This is a genomic window from Paraburkholderia agricolaris (genome assembly GCF_009455635.1).
Classification (GTDB): Bacteria; Pseudomonadota; Gammaproteobacteria; order Burkholderiales; family Burkholderiaceae; genus Paraburkholderia; species Paraburkholderia agricolaris.
On sequence record NZ_QPER01000001.1, the window covers coordinates 2,889,869 to 2,908,963 of the forward strand.

Consider the following 19,095-nt stretch of genomic DNA (forward strand, 5'->3'; position numbering starts at 1 on the left):
TTCCGTTCTGTCATGTAGTTTTGGACGCGTCCGGCCGCCCGCTCCCTGAAACTGCTTACCAGGCGACCGTCTCGGCGCGCCCACCCCGTATCACTTCGATACCGCTCTTTGTACTATTGGTGTTGCCAGCAACCCGCGTCGGCGGCAGCGGCACATGCGGCAGCGCCGGCCGTACACCCGCGCCTGCCGAATTGCCGCTTCCCGACAAGGCGTCGAGCGACACGCCCGCCGCGGCGCGAGTCGAATCCTGCAGCGGCGCGCTTGCGCCGGCCACCGCTGCCGTTTTCAACACGGTTGGATAGGCCGGTAACACATTCTGATCGACTACTTCGGCATCCTTGGGATTGCGCAACGCGAAGATCAAACGGCCGGCGCTTTCGGCGAGCGTCAGGCGGTCCACGTCGGCGACCGGCACAGCCAGCACCGCGGTGCGCACCATGCCGTTCGGGTCACCCGGGTTGTCACTGCTTGTGGTTGCATTGCCGAACGCGAGCACGCGCACTTTCGACATCAGCAAGCGCGCCTGGGTACGATCGATTTCACCGCCGTTGCCAACAGCGCCGTCGCGCTTGAGTGTGAAAAACACATCGACAAAATTACCGGGCCGCAGCCGGTTACCGACCGCGTTGCCTTCGTCGACCCTCACCGCCAACGCTCGCTCACCCGGATCGACACGCTCCGCGAGCCCCGACGACAGCTGGGTTTCAAGCACCGGCGAGTCCGCACCGATTTCCGCGTTCGGCACGCGGCCGGCCAGTTGCGCCGGATCGGTAAAGGCTCCGTTCGGATTGATCGGCAGCGACTGCACACGCAGTTCGTCGACGGTAATCGGCTTGCCTGCGGGCAGCGCGTGGGTCGCCACCACCACCGGGAAACTCGCCTGCGCTACAGGGGTCACGGCAACGGGCGCCGGGCGGCGCGACAGCATCCACGCGAACAGGCCGAGCAGCAACGCGGCTACGATCAGCACCCCTGCAAGAATTTTTGTCAGATTCGGCATGACGACTCACTGCTACGGTTAAACAATGCCGCGCCGGGCGAGCGTTCGCACCCGCATGGACGGACATAAAGGCTGGGAGCCGGCGCGTGCGTCACTGAATATTCTCCGGGTTGAGTTGTACAGTGGCGTTGCTCGACAGTGTGTTAGGCAGCGTGATGTTCATGAGTGGCAAGTTCGGCACGATCGGACTAGCCTGATAGTTGTAGGCGAGCAGGACATTCACGCACTGCATGGTGTTATTAGGGCCGCAGGGTGCCGAAGAAGACGTACACTGCGCGGATTTCACCAGTGTCGCGATCACTAACTTTGCTGCCGCGCAGCCGGCGTTCCCACGATTGACGAGCGCGGTTTGCAGCGACGTGTTGGCCTGCCAGTTCAGCGCGGCGCGCGCGCCTTCTTCCGCAGCGAGCGTCAGGTTCTGCTGCGCCACGAAAATCAGACTGAAGGTCACAATCCCGTACAGAATGATGAAGAACAGCGGGAACACCATCGCAAATTCAATTGCCGTGACGCCCCGTTGCGCGCGCGCGCGCAATACCCGGACGCGCTTGAGCGGCGCGCGCGCAGCATGGATCGAACATAGCTTCATCGCAGCCCCCCGGGCAGCCCTTGCAGCACAAGCCATGCACTGGCGGCAACGGCAAGACACGCGGCGTACGGCGTAGAGGATTTACCGGCCAACTCGAAAGTCGCGCCGGGAGAACGGATCAGACCGGCGAGCCGCGTACGGGTCGTAATCAACAGCCAGAGCGCATGCACGCCCGCGGCGAGACTGGCCGCCATCCAAAGTCCGAGCAACGCATGCATCCCGCACCACGCGCCCATGACGGCAAACACCTTGACGTCGGCAGCGCCCATCACGCCGAGTGCGAAAAATGGCAGCAACGCGACCAGACCGATTAGTGCGCCAATGCCCGCCTGGGTCAACGACACGCCAAAGGGCCCACACTGGAGAAACGCGCAGCAGAAAGCCGCCGCCAGACCGGCAGCGACAACTGAATTGGAAATACGTCGACTGCGGCAGTCACTTATAGCGACCACCGCAGCCCAGGCGACAAATAACAAAGTACCGACAGAGACATTCATTTCGCACTCGACAGGCGAAGCAACGCCATGCGAATTGCAATGCAATTCGCATTAACCAATTTGGCGGTGCGTTAGAAAACGCCGACGAAGCGAACAAACGTATTAACGTCAGTCGCTCCGCTGGACGTTTACAGGTTGCCCTTACGCTGCTGCCGGAACGACGATCAGAGCCTGGACCGCATTCAACACGGTTTTGAGGCTCGTGCCGATGTTTGTTACCGACGTAGCAATGACGAGTACTACTAACCCCGCGATCAAACCATACTCGATGGCCGTCACGGCCCGGTTATCTCTCAGGAAGCGTTTGGCGAACTTTTTCATTTTTACCCTCGGACTTTCATTTATTTCGTTTGTTTACGTGCTGCTTCGGATGACGGAGTCTTGAGCGCTACGGGACCATTGGTCTCTCATTCCTGGTCCTGCTTGTTGCGCCGCAGAAGCACCGCCTTGCAGCCGGCTTCAATAAAACAGATGTCTGTTAGCTGTCTGTTCGATTACGCACCTCCCTCGTCAATCCTTGATGCTTTCGGGTTTTATAGCCGAACAATCATATTTAAGCAATTGTCCGCTGCCCTTAGCCCCACACCATATGCGTTTTGATGTCGTACTCAGGTTAACGGCAGTTCGTGCGTTGCAGCACATAGGAATAACCATGAGTTAGATTCGCTGCACTAATTATTTGTTTGAACAGAACGTTTCAAGCGCAAGAAACCCTCTCGCTGCGCTTGCGTTACGCCGTGTTTCGTAACGGCGCGCGCGGCTCGTTACGTTACGCAGCCCCCGCAAACGTTTAGCGGATTGATATTCGCACGCTATATCCGAGTTAGCGGGCACTCCATCAATTCCTCGCAAAGCCATATCAGATATGGCTTCACGCCCTTCAGTAAAAAAATATCCTGCATTACTCAGTCGAAATGGCACGGCTCATGCAGAGATACGCACGCAGCAACACCCAATAACACATGCGATGCGAGGGCGACATGAACATTCAAACGGCCAACACTACAGTACGAACAACCCTGATTGCGGCCAGCGTGGCAGCGATGCTTTCTCTTGGCGCTTGCGGGGGCTCCGGAACCCTAAGTTCCGGTACCGGCAGCAACAGCACCGGCAGCGGTTCCGCCGGTGGCACCCTGTCCACCAGCGGCACCGGAGGCACCAGCGGTACCAGCGGCAGCGGCTCGATGGGTTCGGGCGGTTCCGGCTCCACCTCCGGCAGCACCAATTCGGGAAGCAGCTCGGGTACGGACAGCGGAACGGGAACAGGTACGACCCCAGTCGCGAATGCGCTCGGCACAGTCATCGGCAATTCCAGCGGCGTGGTCAGCGATGTCGGCGCGACGGTCTCGAGCATCGGCACCGTGATCGGCTCGCAAAACCTGCCCGGCGTCAGCTCGCAAACCACCCAGGCCGCCGGCGGCATCGTGCAGCAAGTCGGCTCGGCAGTCTCGACGCTCGGCAACGGCGTATCGCAAGGACTCGGCCAACTCGGCACCGGCGGCAACGCGGTCGGCACAACGGTCTCGAGCCTCGGTGGCGTGGTCGGTCATGTCGGCGGCGCCGTGACGGACGCGGGCAACCTCGTGACCAGTCTCGGCAGCGGCCCGCTCGCGCCGTTGGCAGCGGTCACCACCCCACTCGGCGGTGTCGTCGATACGCTCGGCGGTGCCGTGACCAACGCCGGCAACACGCTCACCACCGCACTCTCGACGGGTCCGGTTCAGCAGATCACGCAAACACTCAGCACCGCGATCACACCGATTACGTCGATGGTCGCAGCGACCACGCAGACGGTCGGCAACACGACAGGCCTCGGCGCACCGCTGAACGGTCTGCTCTCGACACTCGGCGGTGGCCTGGGCAAGGCCGGCACGCTGATAAGCGCAACCGGCGGCAATCCGATCACAGCCGCTCTTGGCCATACGGTCACCGATACGGGCACCACGGTCGCATCGTTGGGCGGTCTGCTCACCGGCGGCACCAGCGGCAATCCGCTCGCTCCGCTCACCAGCGTGCTCGGTGGCTTGACCGGCGGCTCCAGCAGCGGCCCGCTCGCCCCGCTCACCAGCGTACTCGGTGGCTTGACCGGCGGCTCCGGCTCCAGCAGCAACCCGCTCGCTCCGGTTACCGGCTTGCTCGGCGGCTTGACGGGCGGCCTTGGCGGCGCCTCGAGCGGCAGCAGCCCGCTGGCACCTGTTACCGGTCTGCTCTCGAGCGTGACCAACGGCCTGAGCAGCGCGACCGGCGGCAGCAGCAGCCCGCTTGCCCCGGTTACCGGCCTGCTCTCGAGCGTGACCGGTGCGCTCGGCGGCGTCACCACCACGGCAGCCGCCACGCCGGCCGCGACGACCAGCACCACCTCGACCACCTCGAGCCCCGGCCTCTCGCTGTCGAGCACCAGCGGCAAGGGATCGTCGGCCAGCAACCCGCTCGCCCCGGTGACGTCGCTCCTCGGCGGCCTGCTCGGCGGTCTGGGTGGGAAGAAGTAAGCCATGCGGCCGCAGCCGTCGAAAGAAGCGCGGTCACCAGTACCCGGAGTGCGGCCCGCCAGCTGTACTCCGGCTCTGCCGGAACCTGGCTGAATTGAGCCGCGCCGCTCAAACACCCGTTACACCGGCGCACGGAAACAACGCACACGACATCCAGAAGACACTGAGACACTGAGGAGCACACATGTCCACCCAACGTTTTTTTTCTCTCCATGCGGCATGCGCGACCGTGTCGTCGTTGCGCGCACCGTTGATCGCCGTAGCGGTCGCAGGCTTGCTCGCCGCGTGTGGCGGCAATGGCGTCACTGTGCCATCGAGCGCGTCCGGCAGCGGTAGCGCCGGCGGCGGCGGTACGACCAGCGGCGGGCCGCCCACCACCTCGACGTCGAGCACCAACGGCGTCGCCACCGCCGCTGCAAAGACCACCAGCGACCTCGGCAACGCGATCGCCTCGCAGACCATTCCAGGCCTCAGCCCGCAAGTCACGCAAGGTCTCGGCAACGCCGTCTCGAGTACCAGCACCACGCTGAATTCGCTCGCCAATGCGGTGAGCGACGGCGTCGGGCAAATCGGCGTGACCTCCAATCCGGTCGGCACCACGGTCGCCGGACTCGGCTCGGTGGTCAGCTCGACGAGCGGTGTCGTGCAAGGTCTGAGCACGACGGTCGGTGGCCTCGGCACCGGCAATCTCGCGCCGCTCTCGCCGCTCACCACGCCGTTGGCAAGCGTGCTTTCCACCACCGCCGGCGCGCTGAACGCGGGTGGCGCGACTCTCGGCAATACGCTGGCCTCGGTACCGGTGCAACAGATCACCCAGCCGCTCAACACCGCGATCACACCGATCGTGCAGACCGTCGGACTCGTCACGCAGACGGTCGGCACGCAGACCGGCCTCGGCGCGCCGGTCGGCGGCCTGCTTGCGCAAATCGGCGGCGCGGTGAGTTCGGCCGGCACGCAAGTCGGCGCGACCACGAAGAATCCGCTCGGCGCCGATGTCGGCAACCTGGTCAGCTCGCTCGGCAACACGGTGACGAACGCCGGCGGCCTCGTCAATCCGAACGGCCCGAATGGCGCGAATCCGATTCCCGGCTTGATTACGAGCCTCGTCGGCAGCACCAACGTCGCCGTCGTCAATGGGCCGCCTGCCAACGGCAGCCCGTTCGGCCCGCTGCAAAACACGCTCGCGAGTCTCGGGCTCGGCAACAACCCGCTCGGCTCGGTCTCGACCCTGCTCGGCGGCACACCGCTGTCAGGCCTGACCTCGGCACTGGGCGGCACGCCCCTGAGCGCGCTGACGTCGGGAACGGGCGGCTCGCCGCTCGGTTCGCTGACCTCACTGCTGGGCGGCACGCCTTTGAGTTCGCTGACTTCGACGTTGGGTGGATTGGGCGGCACGGGTAGCGCATCGAATCCGCTGTCGTCGCTGACCGGCGCGCTCTCCGGCGTTACCAGCAGCACCTCGGGCAGCAGCGGCGGCCCGCTCGCCCCCGTAACCGCCCTCGTCGGCCAGTTGACCGGCGCACTCAGTTCGGCGGCCGGCTCGACGAGCAGTTCGGGCAACTCCAGCAGCGCAACAGGTGGCTTGACGACACTGCTCGGCGGCCTGCTGCCGGTGAGCCATAAGTAGTCCGCATAAGTTGCAGATCTATGCCGCGTGCATAGGACGTCGTTTCTGACGCCCCGTTACACAGTGCGCATGGCAGTTCGCCTTATCACGTGCTCCGCGCTTGTGCAGATGATGCTCAAGCCCAACGGAGCACGTGACGTAATACATGCAAGCATGGCAGTATGCGTCGAGCCACACATAAGCGATCGCGACCAGCCCGGCCAGGCGGCGCGTCCGCAAGACAAGAACGGCATACGAGGAAAATCCGATGAAACTCGGGTACGGTAGTAAATGGACCCTCCTGCTCGCTGCGATTGCGGCAAGCGCGATGCAGGTAGACGCACAAGCGCAGTCACGCCCGGCTGGCCCGACAGGCGGCAACCCACTCGATTCGCTGCCGCAGATCAAGGCACCCGATAAGGGCCCGAACGTGACCATGCAGGTTGCACCGCAAGCCCCGCAACTTCAGGAACTGCTGGCCCGCCATCTGACGCCCTCCAAGATCCAGGTCGAGGGCGTGAAATCCATTCCGTTCGATGAAGTCGCGCAGCGCTTCACGCCGCTCGTCGGCAAGGACACCACGATTGGCGATCTGATTCAGGTCGCCAACGGCGTCACCAAGCTGTATCAGGATCGCGGCTACGCGCTCTCGTTCGCGTTCATTCCCGCGCAGACCTTCGAGGGCGGCGTGGTACGCGTGACGGTGGTGGAAGGCTACGTCTCCACGGTCAAGGTGACGGGCAAGGCGGGGGCGGTGGAAGACAAGATCCGCGCGATCGCGGACCACATCGTTGCCGACCGGCCGCTCAGGCGCGCCACCTTCGAGCGTTACGTCAATGTGCTGGGCCTGCTGCCCGGCGTGAAGGTCGCGGCCAACGTGCCGCCGCCGCAAAATACCGACGGCGCCACGACGCTCGAACTAAACGTCGATCGCAAACCGTTCGACGTCAGCACCGGTATCGACTTCAACCACCCCGGCGTGCAAGGCTTGCTGACCGCCACCGAGAATGGCCTCACCGCGCTTGGTGAACAACTGAGCGTGTCGGCCTTGCTGCCGAAGGGCCGTGACAACGTCACCTATCTCGCCGCGCACGCCACGGTGCCGATCGGCAGCGACGGCTTGATCGGGAAGATCGACGCAACGCACTATCGCGGCAATCCGGTCGACAATCCCGGCCTGCCCTCCTACATCCAGCGCACGGTCATCAACGACAAGATCGGCGGCTCACTGGCCTATCCGATCCTGCTGAACAACAAGCAAAGCGTGATCGGCACGGCCTCCGTCTACGCGTCGCACGACGAGGACAGCTACAACAATCAGCAAACCGGCGCGCAGCTCGGCTTTCGCTCGCAGGTGCGGGTGTTGCAACTGCAGGCCGATTACGTGAACGTGGAAACCGGCCAGGTGCGCCGCGCAAGTATCACGGTAGCAAAGGCATTCGATATTCTGGGGGCATCGAAATCCGGCGACACGAACGTGCCAGGCACCACCGTCACGAATCCGGCGTCGATTAACTTCGTGCGGACCGGCGCAAGCTTTTCGCAAACCAACGAGTGGCCGTTGAAGATCGGCACCGCGGTTTCGTTAACCGGCCAATACAGCGCCGTCTCGCTGCCGACGTCGGAACAGATCTCGTTCGGCGCGCAACGCTTCGCGCAGGGTTATCAACCGGGTGAAGCATCGGGCGATTCGGGCTGGGGCGCGATGTTCGAAGTCAACCGGGGGTTTACACCGGGCTTCACCTATCTGCGCACCTTCACGCCCTACGTGTCATTCGACATGGCCCGCGTCTACCTGCACGCGGGAACGCCATCGCCGTCGAGGCTGTCGTCGATTGCATTCGGATTCCGGATCTCGGACGCGAAGTATTACAGCCTGGACCTGTCGGTAGCCAAGGCAATCGGCGACGCGCCGGTGGAGAGCACGTCACGCAGCCCACGCATCAACGCGACGTTCTCGTATCAGTTGAACTGAGGCTCGACAGTGCCGCGTCCTGATTAGAGGTTCCACTATCAAAAGGCGCGCGCACTTTCATGCGCACTTCACGTATTCTGCGCTGGTGATATGCAGCCCGCGGCATTCGAGCCGCGAGTCGCAGAACGATGTAGCCGAAGCTGAACCTGAGGGCCATGCCGGATACACCAGGCATCACGGCGACCGGAAGTTGAAAACCGCCCGAGATGTCCGAGATGTTAATAACGCCGCGCGACCATGATCGCGCCGTCTTTAATCAAGGAGGAAGACAACCATGCAATTCACTCAACACGCGCGCACGATCGCGCTTCGCACAGCCAAACATGCCGCCCTCGCCGGCGTGCTTCTCGTCAGTGCCATCACGGCGATGGCACAAACCGATTCGCCGGTCGGCACATGGCAAACCATCGACGATCACACCGGCCAACCGAAAGCACTCGTGCAAATTACGCAGGACGGTAGCGGCTCGCTAAACGGCAAGGTGATCAAGGGACTCAATGCGAACGATCAACCGGATCGCCGCTGCACTGAATGTACGGATACGCGCAAGGACCAGTTGATTCTCGGCATGACGATCATCAACGATATGAAAAAGGACGGCGACGGCTGGGATAACGGGCAGATTCTCGACCCGGAAAACGGCAAGGTCTACAAGTGCAAGATGCACCTGGAAGATGGTGGGAACAAGCTGGTGGTGCGCGGCTACATTGGCGTTTCGCTGCTAGGGCGCTCGCAAACCTGGATTCGTCAGCAATAATGAGCGAGTCGTTCAGGCGCCGGCGCCTGAGACGGGATTGAAATACGACGCGAAGTTAATGCGCTATTAGGGCGACCACCGCAGCCCTGATAGCGCCACAAGAAACGGCCAGCGATTGCGATCGTCTGGCCGTTTTTTGTTTGAGCCTGGCTGACTGGCGTCGTCATGCAGCGTGCTTGAAGGGAGACGCATACGCGAACGGTGACGACGGCAACGGTTTGACCGCAGCCGGGCCATACGCCGTAGGTGCTGCGGCCGCGACCCTCTCTGCGTCGACGCCCTTCTGTTCCGCGCTCACATGCTTACGCATGCGTGCTTCCATCAGGTTGCAGAGCTCTTCGCTCCCGGCGCCAAACAACTGGTCCATCACGCGCTTGAGCACGCCGGATTCGTACCACGCCTTGAAGCGGCGGTGACAGGTCTGATACGACGGATATTTGCGCGGCATGGCGGACCAGGTCGCGCCGCTGTACATCACCCACAGTACGCCGTTGAGCACCGAGCGCGTGTTGGCAAGCGGCCGGCCACGCAGTTCGGAGCGCGGACGCAACTCAGGGAGCAACGGCGCAACACGTTGCCATTCTTCGTCATTGATATCGCGGTACGGATTCATGGTTACTCCTTTGTCAAAACCATGACAAAGAAGATATCCAGTCGTCCGCAGGCGGAATATAAGACCAATCCGAATCTTGAAAATACGCCTTCTTACATCGCCTGTTCGGCGAGCGGATCGTGATCTATCGCAAAAGCATTCGCGCCCACGTCATGCGAAGGCTCAGGTAAGCGACGTATCGACGATCCGGCGCGGGGCGTCGAGATACTCTTTCGATTGCATTTCAATAATGCGCGACACCGTCCGCGTGAATTCGTTAGCCATCGGACCGTCGACGTATAACTGCTCGGGCGGCACCGCGGCCGACATCAGCAGCTTGACCTTGTGGTCGTAGAACACGTCGATCAGCCAGGTGAAGCGGCGCGCCTCCGAGGCCATGCGCACCGACATCTGCGGCACGCCGGACAGGATCACCGCGTGAAAGCGGCTCGCCAGTTCCAGGTAATCGTTCTGCGAGCGCGGACCGCCGCACAATGTCGCGAAATCGAACCACACGACGCCGTCGGCGCGGCGCAGCGCCTTCAGCTCGCGCTTTTCGATGCGCAGGATAGGACTCTCGTCCGGAACCGCTGCAAGACGCGAAAACGCGTCGCGCAACGCTTTGTCCGAAGCGGCGCCGAGCGGCGTGTGATACACCTCGACCTGAGCCAGCGTGCGCTTGCGGTAGTCGATGCCCGCGTCGACGTTGATCACGTCGAGCTTCGACTTGATCAGCTCGATGGCCGGCAGCATGCGGTCGCGATGCAGACCGTCCGGATATAACGTGTCCGGATCGTAATTGGACGTCATCACGAACTGCACCCCGTTCTCGAACAGCTTGTCGAGCAGACGGTAGAGAATCATCGCGTCGGCAATATCCGAGACGTGAAACTCGTCGAAACAGATCAGCCGGTAACGCTTGGCGATACGACGCGCGAGTTCGTCGAGCGGATCGGCCGTGCCTTTCAGTTCTTCCAGTTCGCGATGGACCTCGCGCATGAACTCGTGGAAATGCAGCCGTGTTTTGCGCTGCACCGGCACGATCATGTAGAAGCTGTCCATCAGGAAGCTTTTACCCCGCCCTACGCCGCCCCACATGTACACGCCGCGTGGCAGATCCGGGTGGATGATCAGCTTCTTGAACGCGTTCGAGCGGCGCGACTTGTATTCGACCCACTCTTCATAGCACCGCTGCAGACGGTCGACCGCCGCACGTTGCGCCGGGTCCGATTGATAACCCCGCGTCTGCAGTTCTTTCTCGTAGTATTCGGTGACGTTCATTGTGTTGCTGCAAAAAGAAAGGCGGGAGGGAGTGAACCCGCCCGCCTTCGTGGTGATACCAGAGTTGCGTTCAGTCAGGCGTGCGCGTGATTACATGTTCAGCGCGCGCTTGTCCACGGCGAGTGCCGCTTCGCGCATGACTTCCGACAGCGACGGGTGCGGATGGCAAATACGGCCGATGTCTTCCGAGGCCGCCTTGAATTCCATCGCCACCACGGCTTCCGCGATCAGGTCCGATGCGTTCGCCGAGATGATGTGCACGCCGAGCAGTTCGTCGGTCTTCGCGTCGGCGATCATCTTGACGAAACCATCCGCCTTGTTGATGCCCAGCGCGCGGCCGTTCGCCATGAACGGGAACTGGCCCGTCTTGATCTCGCGGCCTTCGGCCTTCAGTTGCTGCTCCGTCTTGCCGACCCACGCGATTTCCGGTTCGGTGTAGATCACCCACGGAATGCAGTTGTAGTCGATATGCGGCTTCTGGCCGTCGATGATTTCGGCGACCAGCACGCCTTCATCTTCAGCCTTGTGCGCGAGCATCGGGCCACGCACCACGTCGCCGATTGCGTACACGTTCGGCACAGCCGTCGCGCAGTGGTCGTCGACGTCGATGAAGCCGCGCTCGTTCGCCTTCAGGCCGATTGCTTCGAGACCGAGGTTGTCGGTGTTCGGCACGCGGCCGATCGACACGATCAGGCGGTCGGCTTCGAGCGTTTGCGCGTTGCCGTCCTTGTCCGTGTAATTGATCGTGACGCTCTTGTCGGTAGTCTTGATTTCACCGACCTTCACGCCGACGTGAATATCCAGACCTTGCTTCTTGAACTGCTTGGCGGCTTCCTTGGCGAGCGCCTGGTCAGCCGCGCCGAGGAATTCCGGCAGCGCTTCGAGCACGGTCACGTCCGCGCCGAGACGGCGCCACACCGAACCGAGTTCCAGACCGATCACGCCCGCGCCGATCACGGCAAGCTTCTTCGGCACGGAGTCGAACGTCAGTGCGCCTTCGTTGTCGGCCACGATCTTGTTATCGACCGGAACGTTCGGCAAATGGCGCGCCTTCGAGCCCGTTGCGATGATGACGTTCTTCGCCGTCACGACTTCCGTCTCGCCTTCGCCGCTGACTTCGATCTGCACGCCGGCGTCCGTCTTGCCGGTGAACTTGCCATGGCCCTTGAGCCACGTGATCTTGTTCTTGCGGAACAGGAATTCGATACCCTTGGTCATCTTCTCGACGATGCCTTCCTTGCGGGCCAGCATCTTCGCGATATCGACCTGCACGTTTTCCACGCTGATACCGTGGTCGGCGAGGTGATGCGATGCGTTTTCAAATTCTTCCGACGACGCGAGCAGCGCCTTCGACGGAATGCAACCCACGTTCAGGCACGTGCCGCCGAGCTTCAGCGCGCCGGCCGGGTTCTTCCATTTTTCGATACATGCAACCGTCTTGCCGAGCTGTGCGGCGCGGATTGCAGCGATGTAGCCGCCGGGGCCGGCGCCGATCACGACGACGTCAAATTCTTTGGACATGACAATCCTTTGGATGGCGGAACGGCGCGCGGCCACGCTTCGTAGCGCGCGTCGTTCCTGTACTGCGGAATGCGAAAGACTTGATGCTTGCTTGATGCCTGCTCGGTTCTTATATGGCGCCGGCTTGCGCGATGACAAGCCGGCGCAGGCCGAGCCCGTGCTTACAGGTCGAGCAGCAGGCGCGCCGGGTCTTCCAGCGCATCCTTCATGGCGACCAGCGACAGCACCGCTTCGCGACCGTCGATGATCCGGTGGTCGTACGACAGCGCCAGATAGTTCATCGGACGGATCACGATCTGGCCGTTTTCGACCACAGCGCGTTCCTTGGTGGCGTGCACGCCCAGGATAGCGGATTGCGGCGGGTTGATAATCGGGGTCGACAGCATCGAGCCGAACACACCGCCGTTCGAGATCGAGAACGTACCACCCGTCATTTCTTCGATCGACAGCTTGCCGTCCTTGGCCTTCTGACCGAACTCGGCAATCTTCTTCTCGATTTCAGCGAGGCTCAGCTGATCTGCGTTGCGCAGGATCGGCACCACCAGGCCACGCGGCGAACCGACCGCGATACCGATGTCGAAGTAGCCGTGATAGACGATGTCGTTACCGTCGATCGATGCGTTCACGAGCGGGAATTTCTTCAGCGCGTGAACCGCCGCCTTCACGAAGAACGACATGAAGCCCAGCTTCACGCCATGTTCCTTTTCGAACTTGTCTTTGTACTTGTTGCGCAGGTCCATCACCGGCGCCATGTTCACTTCGTTGAACGTGGTCAGGATGGCGTTGGTTTGCTGCGACTCGAGCAGACGCTCGGCGATACGCGCACGCAGACGCGACATCGGCACGCGTTGTTCCGGGCGGTCCTTCAGCCATTGGTCGGCCGAAGCGGGCGCCTTGACGTCCGGCAGCGACGGCTTTGCAGCCTTCGGTGCGGCAGCCGGCGCCGGCGCGGCCTTCGCAGCCGGTGCAGGTGCGGCTTGACCCGCGGTCAGCACGTCACCCTTGGTGATGCGGCCGTCGCGGCCCGTGCCGGCGACGTCGCCCGCGCCCAGACCCTTCTCGGCCATCAGCTTGCCGGCGGCCGGCGAAGCAGCGGTGTTCGCACCCGTTGCGGATGCGGCTTGAGCAGCCGGAGCGGCGGCGGGAGCCGGTGCGGCTTCCGGCGCCGGCTTCACTTCGGCTTCGACAGCAGCAGCGCCTGCCTTGCCTTCGGTGTCGATCTTCGCGATCACCTGATCCGCCACGACGATGTCGCCGTCGTTCGAGATCACTTGCGCGAGCACGCCGGCCGAGGGTGCCGGCACTTCGAGCACGACCTTGTCGGTCTCGATTTCGATAAGAATTTCGTCTTGTGCAACAGCCTCGCCGGGCTTCTTCTTCCACTGCAGCATGGTGGCTTCCGAAACCGACTCGGAGAGCTGGGGAACCTTGACTTCAACAATAGCCATTATGAATATCCTGAATACGTATCGGGTGACGGCGCGATCTATGTACTCGACGACCGCCTGCGAACCTCGAATGCCGCGTGTGACCCATCAAGTCGGTCACTAAGCGCGGCACGGGAAAGCGCAGCGCGCTTTCCCGGTTCGGCTCGTGTGCTTATTTAGCGATCGACGCGCTCTTGAGGCGGCCGAAAGCGCCTTCGACCAGCGCCTTCTGCTGCTCGTAGTGCTTCGCGTAGTAGCCGACTGCCGGCGAGGCCGAAGCCGGACGTCCGCTGTATGCCAGCTTCTGCCCGTCCTTCATGCCTTCCTTCAGATGGTGTTCGATGTAGAACCACGGGCCTTGATTCTGCGGCTCGTCCTGCACCCACACCACTTCGGTCGCGTTGTCGTACTTCTTCATTTCCGCTTCGAACTGCTTATGCGCGAACGGATAGAGCTGTTCGATACGGATGATCGCGACGTCGTTCGACTTCGATTCACGGCGATGCGCCAGCAGGTCGTAGTACACGCGGCCCGAGCAGGCCACCACGCGCTTGACCTTCTTCGGCTCGATCGCTTCGTCGATTTCGCCGAGGATCGGCTGGAACGCACCCTTCGCCAGTTCCGACAGATCCGACACGGCTTCCTTGTGACGCAGCAGCGACTTCGGCGTAGCCACGATCAGCGGCTTCCTGAACAGGCGGATCATCTGACGGCGCAACAGGTGGAAAATCTGCGCCGGCGTGGTCGGCTGAACCACTTGCATGTTGTGATCCGCGCACAATTGCAGGAAACGCTCGATACGTGCCGACGAGTGCTCCGGACCCTGGCCTTCGTAGCCATGCGGCAGCAGCATCGTGAGACCCGAAACACGGCCCCACTTCACTTCGCCCGACGAGATGAACTGGTCGATCACGACTTGCGCGCCGTTCACGAAGTCGCCGAACTGCGCTTCCCACGCGACGAACGTATTCGGTTCAGCGGTCGAGTAACCGTATTCGAAACCCAGCACCGCTTCTTCCGACAGCACCGAGTCGATCACCGTGAACTTCGCCTGACCTTCGGCGATGTTCTGCAGCGGCACGTACGTGCCGTCATTCCAGCGTTCGCGATTCTGATCGTGCAGCACCGCGTGACGGTGCGTGAACGTGCCGCGGCCCGAGTCCTGACCGGTCAGGCGAACCGAGTAGCCCGATGCGACCAGCGACGCGAACGCGAGGTGTTCGCCCATGCCCCAGTCGAGCTTCGCTTCGCCACGGCCCATCGCGCGACGGTCGTTGAGAACGCGCTCGACCAGCGGGTGAACCTTGAAGTTTTCCGGAACCGTGGTGACGCGCTCAGCGAGGCGTTTCAACTCAGCCAGCGGCACTGCGGTGTCGGCTGCGTCGGTCCACTTGCGGTTCAGGAACGGAACCCAGTCCACCGCGTACTTGCTCTTGTAGTTCGACAGGACCGGGTCGACCGTGTGGTGACCTTCGTCCATCGCCTTGCGGTAAGCCTTGACGAATTCGTCGCCTTCTTCCGCGGTGATCACGCCTTGCTGCACGAGCTTTTCAGCGTACAGTGCGCGCGTGCCCGGGTGCTTGGCGATCGTCTTGTACATCAGCGGCTGCGTGACAGCCGGCGTGTCCTGCTCGTTGTGACCGAGCTTGCGGAAGCAGACGATGTCGACGACGACGTCCTTGTGGAACTGCATCCGGAAGTCGATAGCCAACTGCGTAGCCAGCACAACCGCTTCAGGATCGTCACCGTTCACGTGCAGCACCGGCGCCTCGATCATCTTGACGACGTCCGAGCAGTACAACGTGGAGCGCGAATCGCGCGGGTCCGACGTCGTGAAACCGATCTGGTTGTTGATGACGATGTGCAGCGTGCCGTGCGTGCCGTAACCGCGCGTTTGCGCGAGGTTCAGCGTTTCCATCACGACGCCCTGGCCCGCGAAGGCCGCGTCGCCGTGGATCTGCACCGGCAGCACTTGCAGGCCGCTGTCGTCGCCGCGGCGATCCATACGCGCCTTCGCCGAACCTTCGACCACCGGGTTGACGATTTCGAGGTGCGACGGGTTGAACGCGAGTGACAGGTGAACCGGGCCGCCTTCGGTCGAGACGTCCGACGAGAAGCCCTTGTGGTACTTCACGTCGCCAGCCGGCAGGTCGTCGACGTGCTTGCCTTCGAATTCGGCGAACAGGTCGGCCGGCATCTTGCCGAGCGTATTGACCAGCACGTTCAGACGGCCACGGTGGGCCATGCCGATAACGATTTCCTGCACGCCGTTGGCGCCGCCATGACGCACGACTTCGTCCATCGAGGCGATGAAGCTTTCGCCGCCTTCGAGCGAGAAGCGTTTCTGGCCGACGTACTTGGTGTGCAGGAAGCGCTCGAGGCCTTCAGCGGCCGTCAGGCGATTCAGGATGTGCTTTTTCTTTTCATTGGAGAAATTCGGCGTCGAACGGATCGACTCGAGCTTCTCTTTCCACCAGCGCTTCTGTTCCGGATCACTGATGTACATGTACTCGGCGCCGATCGTGCCGCAGTACGTGTCACGCAGGGCCTTGACGATCTCGCGCAACGAAGCACGCTCGAATCCGAAATACAGATTTGTGGCGCTGAACTCCTGGTCCATGTCGGCTTCGGTGAAGTCGTAGAACGCGGGTTCAAGTTCGGGGATAGCGGGACGTTCGCGGCGCTTCAGGGGATCGAGATTGGCCCATTGCGAGCCGAGGAAGCGATATGCGCCGATGAGGGACTGCACATAGACTTGCTTGCGGGAGGTAGCGAGGTCTTCGCCGCCAGTTGCCGTGCGCGGGATAAAGGCATTCGCCTTGGCCCGTTGCGCAAACGATTCGACGATCGGGCCATGGGCCACGTCGTTGGCATTGCTGCCATCCGATGCAGGAACGTTCTGCAACGCATCGAAATAGCTGCGCCAGTTCTCGGGCACTGACGCCGGATTATCGAGATACGCTTCGTACATTTCTTCTACGTACGGAGCATTGCCGCCAAACAGATAAGAGTTCGACTGGAATTGCTTCATCATTTTTACGCTCACCTTTCTTCGAGTTTCTCGAGAAATAGCGGGTTACAGAACCTTCCGCGACACGGCCTGACCGTTTAGCGGATTGCGCGAATCAAGTCTTGCTTGGAAGGACCTAAAACTTTGCACCCGGGGAGCATATCACAGAACGGATAGTGCAGATAGCAGACGGATTGCCGCTCAAGCCCATGGCGACGGGCTTTCAGCGACATTACCAAGGCTCGCAATAGTCTTCTGCGGAAAACAGGGACAAACACGACAAACGAACATTCAACGGCGAGCAACTGCGCCCAACGCCGGATGAGCGCCAAAAGGAGCGCCAGAAACGGCAAAAGCCACCCGAAGGTGGCTTCTGCCTGACAGCGCGGCGCTTACCTGAGGATAGCGCGCCGGTGCTGATTTAGTCCACTGCGCCCTTACGGCTAGCGCTGCGGCGCTCATGTTCCTTCAGGTAACGCTTGCGCAGACGGATGGATTGCGGCGTAACTTCGACGAGTTCGTCGTCGTCGATGAATTCAACCGCGTATTCCAGCGACATCTGGATCGGCGGCACAAGGCGCACCGCTTCGTCCGTACCCGACGAACGCACGTTGGTCAGCTGCTTACCCTTGATCGGGTTCACGACCAGATCGTTGTCACGGCTGTGGATACCGATGATCATGCCCTCATACAGCGGCTCGCCCGGCGACACGAACATGCGGCCGCGATCCTGCAGCTTCCACAGTGCGTAGGCAACTGCCGCGCCGTCGTCCTGCGAGATCAGCACGCCATTGCGACGCTCGCCCACCGCGCCTTCCTTGACCGGCTGATACGAATCGAACGTGTGGCTCATCAGGCCCGTGCCGCGCGTGAGCGTCAGGAATTCCGACTGGAAGCCGATCAGGCCACGCGCCGAGATACGGTACTCGAGACGCGTACGGCCGCGGCCGTCCGACGCCATGTCGAGCATTTCGCCCTTGCGGCGGCCCAGCTCTTCCATCACGCCACCCTGGTGGCTGTCTTCCATGTCGACGGTCAGGTTTTCGTACGGCTCGTGCTTCACGCCGTCGACTTCCGTCATCACCACGCGCGGACGCGACACGGCCAGCTCGTAGCCTTCACGGCGCATGTTTTCGACCAGAATGGTCAGGTGCAACTCGCCGCGGCCTGCCACTTCGAACGTCGTTTCGTCGCCCGTTTCTTTCACGCGCAGCGCGACGTTGTGGTTCAGTTCCTTCATCAGGCGGTCACGAATCTGACGGCTCGTGACGAACTTGCCTTCGCGGCCGGCCAGCGGCGACGAATTGACGAGGAAGTTCATCGTCAGGGTCGGTTCGTCGACGGTGATCATCGGCAGGGCTTCCGGCTGTTCCGGCGAGCAGATGGTCACGCCGATACCGATTTCTTCGATCCCGTTGATCAGCACGATGTCGCCGGCTTCAGCCGAGTCGACCTGCACGCGCTCCAGACCCTTGAACGACAGGACCTGATTGATCTTGCGGTTCAGGATCGCGCCGTCGGGGCCGGAACGCACCGCGACGGACATACCCGGCTTGATCGTGCCACGCGTGATGCGGCCGACGCCGATACGGCCAACGTACGACGAATAGTCCAGCGACGTGATCTGCAGTTGCAGCGGCGCTGCCGGATCGGCCGGGCGGACCGGCACGTGCTGCAGCACGGCTTCGAACAGCGGACGCATGTCGCCTTCGCGCACGTCCGGCGTCAGACCCGCGTAGCCGTTCAGGCCCGACGCGTAGACGATCGGGAAATCGAGTTGTTCGTCGGTTGCGCCCAGCTTGTCGAACAGGTCGAAGGTCTGGTTGATCACCCAGTCGATCCGCGCGCCCGGGCGGTCAACCTTGTTGATCACGACGATCGGCTTCAGACCGAGCGCCAGCGCCTTCTTGGTCACGAAGCGCGTTTGCGGCATCGGGCCTTCGACTGCGTCGACCAGCAACAGCACCGAGTCGACCATCGACAGCACGCGCTCCACTTCACCGCCGAAGTCGGCGTGGCCCGGGGTGTCGACGATGTTGATGTGCGTGCCTTCATACTCGACCGCGCAGTTCTTCGAAAGAATCGTGATGCCACGCTCCTTTTCGATGTCGTTCGAGTCCATCACGCGCTCGACAACCTGCTGGTTGTCGCGGAACGTGGCCGTCTGGCGGAGGAGCTGATCGACGAGCGTGGTCTTGCCGTGGTCGACGTGGGCAATGATGGCGATGTTGCGTAGGGCGCGAGTCATAGGAACCTGGAGACAGTTGAGTGCGCCAGCAGCAGCATTGTGTACGAAGCCAACAAAGCCCAAAGCGCACTTTTGGGAACCCAACATTATAGCACGCCCAAAT

General features: G+C 62.0%; 14 protein-coding genes. 4 read left to right on the forward strand and 10 right to left on the reverse strand.

Annotation, left to right across the window (positions count from 1 at the left end):
* Positions 1 to 55: 55 nt before the first annotated feature.
* From cpaB to GH665_RS12810, 4 genes are all read right to left on the reverse strand, one after another.
* Positions 56 to 1,000, reverse strand: coding sequence for a Flp pilus assembly protein CpaB (cpaB, locus tag GH665_RS12795; protein ID WP_153136171.1), 945 nt, complete (start codon positions 998 to 1,000; stop codon positions 56 to 58).
* Positions 1,001 to 1,091: 91 nt separating this feature from the next.
* Positions 1,092 to 1,589 (reverse strand): TadE/TadG family type IV pilus assembly protein, encoded by a 498-nt coding sequence (locus GH665_RS12800; protein ID WP_153136172.1) that lies wholly within the window; start codon positions 1,587 to 1,589, stop codon positions 1,092 to 1,094.
* A complete protein-coding gene (locus GH665_RS12805) occupies positions 1,586 to 2,086 on the reverse strand; it encodes an A24 family peptidase (RefSeq protein ID WP_153136173.1) in 501 nt (166 codons plus the stop codon). The genes GH665_RS12800 and GH665_RS12805 overlap by 4 nt, the downstream gene beginning before the upstream one ends.
* A gap of 141 nt (positions 2,087 to 2,227) precedes the next feature.
* Positions 2,228 to 2,407: a Flp family type IVb pilin gene (locus GH665_RS12810; protein ID WP_028199719.1), complete on the reverse strand. Its 180-nt coding sequence runs from the start codon at positions 2,405 to 2,407 to the stop codon at positions 2,228 to 2,230.
* Between the two features lie 659 nt (positions 2,408 to 3,066).
* On the opposite strand from GH665_RS12810, the gene GH665_RS12815 reads away from it, so the two are divergent.
* The 4 genes from GH665_RS12815 (at position 3,067) to GH665_RS12830 (ending at position 8,913) form a co-directional block, all read left to right on the forward strand.
* Positions 3,067 to 4,575 carry a collagen-like triple helix repeat-containing protein gene (locus GH665_RS12815; RefSeq protein WP_153136174.1) on the forward strand — a complete coding sequence of 503 codons (1,509 nt, stop codon included), beginning with the start codon at positions 3,067 to 3,069 and terminating at the stop codon, positions 4,573 to 4,575.
* Between the two features lie 184 nt (positions 4,576 to 4,759).
* A complete protein-coding gene (locus tag GH665_RS12820; protein WP_153136175.1) occupies positions 4,760 to 6,202 on the forward strand; it encodes a collagen-like triple helix repeat-containing protein in 1,443 nt (480 codons plus the stop codon).
* 247 nt (positions 6,203 to 6,449) lie between these two features.
* Positions 6,450 to 8,156, forward strand: a complete 1,707-nt coding sequence (locus GH665_RS12825; protein WP_153136176.1) for a ShlB/FhaC/HecB family hemolysin secretion/activation protein — start codon at positions 6,450 to 6,452, stop codon at positions 8,154 to 8,156.
* A 274-nt stretch (positions 8,157 to 8,430) separates the two neighbouring features.
* On the forward strand, positions 8,431 to 8,913 hold the full coding sequence (locus GH665_RS12830; protein WP_153136177.1) for a DUF2147 domain-containing protein: 483 nt from the start codon (positions 8,431 to 8,433) through the stop codon (positions 8,911 to 8,913).
* Positions 8,914 to 9,076: 163 nt separating this feature from the next.
* Here GH665_RS12830 and GH665_RS12835 read toward each other — a convergent pair whose 3' ends face one another.
* The 6 genes from GH665_RS12835 to typA form a co-directional block, all read right to left on the reverse strand.
* Positions 9,077 to 9,526: a transposase gene (locus GH665_RS12835; protein WP_153136178.1), complete on the reverse strand. Its 450-nt coding sequence runs from the start codon at positions 9,524 to 9,526 to the stop codon at positions 9,077 to 9,079.
* A gap of 162 nt (positions 9,527 to 9,688) precedes the next feature.
* Positions 9,689 to 10,786 (reverse strand): cell division protein ZapE, encoded by a 1,098-nt coding sequence (gene zapE, locus GH665_RS12840; protein WP_153136179.1) that lies wholly within the window; start codon positions 10,784 to 10,786, stop codon positions 9,689 to 9,691.
* A 90-nt stretch (positions 10,787 to 10,876) separates the two neighbouring features.
* Complete coding sequence (gene lpdA / locus GH665_RS12845) at positions 10,877 to 12,307, reverse strand: dihydrolipoyl dehydrogenase (protein ID WP_030102705.1); 1,431 nt, start codon at positions 12,305 to 12,307, stop codon at positions 10,877 to 10,879.
* Positions 12,308 to 12,468: 161 nt separating this feature from the next.
* Positions 12,469 to 13,755 carry a 2-oxoglutarate dehydrogenase complex dihydrolipoyllysine-residue succinyltransferase gene (odhB, locus tag GH665_RS12850; protein WP_153136180.1) on the reverse strand — a complete coding sequence of 429 codons (1,287 nt, stop codon included), beginning with the start codon at positions 13,753 to 13,755 and terminating at the stop codon, positions 12,469 to 12,471.
* A gap of 151 nt (positions 13,756 to 13,906) precedes the next feature.
* Positions 13,907 to 16,768, reverse strand: a complete 2,862-nt coding sequence (locus GH665_RS12855; RefSeq protein ID WP_153136181.1) for a 2-oxoglutarate dehydrogenase E1 component — start codon at positions 16,766 to 16,768, stop codon at positions 13,907 to 13,909.
* 397 nt (positions 16,769 to 17,165) lie between these two features.
* Entirely contained in the window at positions 17,166 to 18,992 is a 1,827-nt protein-coding gene (gene typA / locus GH665_RS12860; RefSeq protein WP_153136182.1) for a translational GTPase TypA, read from the reverse strand.
* Positions 18,993 to 19,095 lie beyond the last annotated feature (103 nt).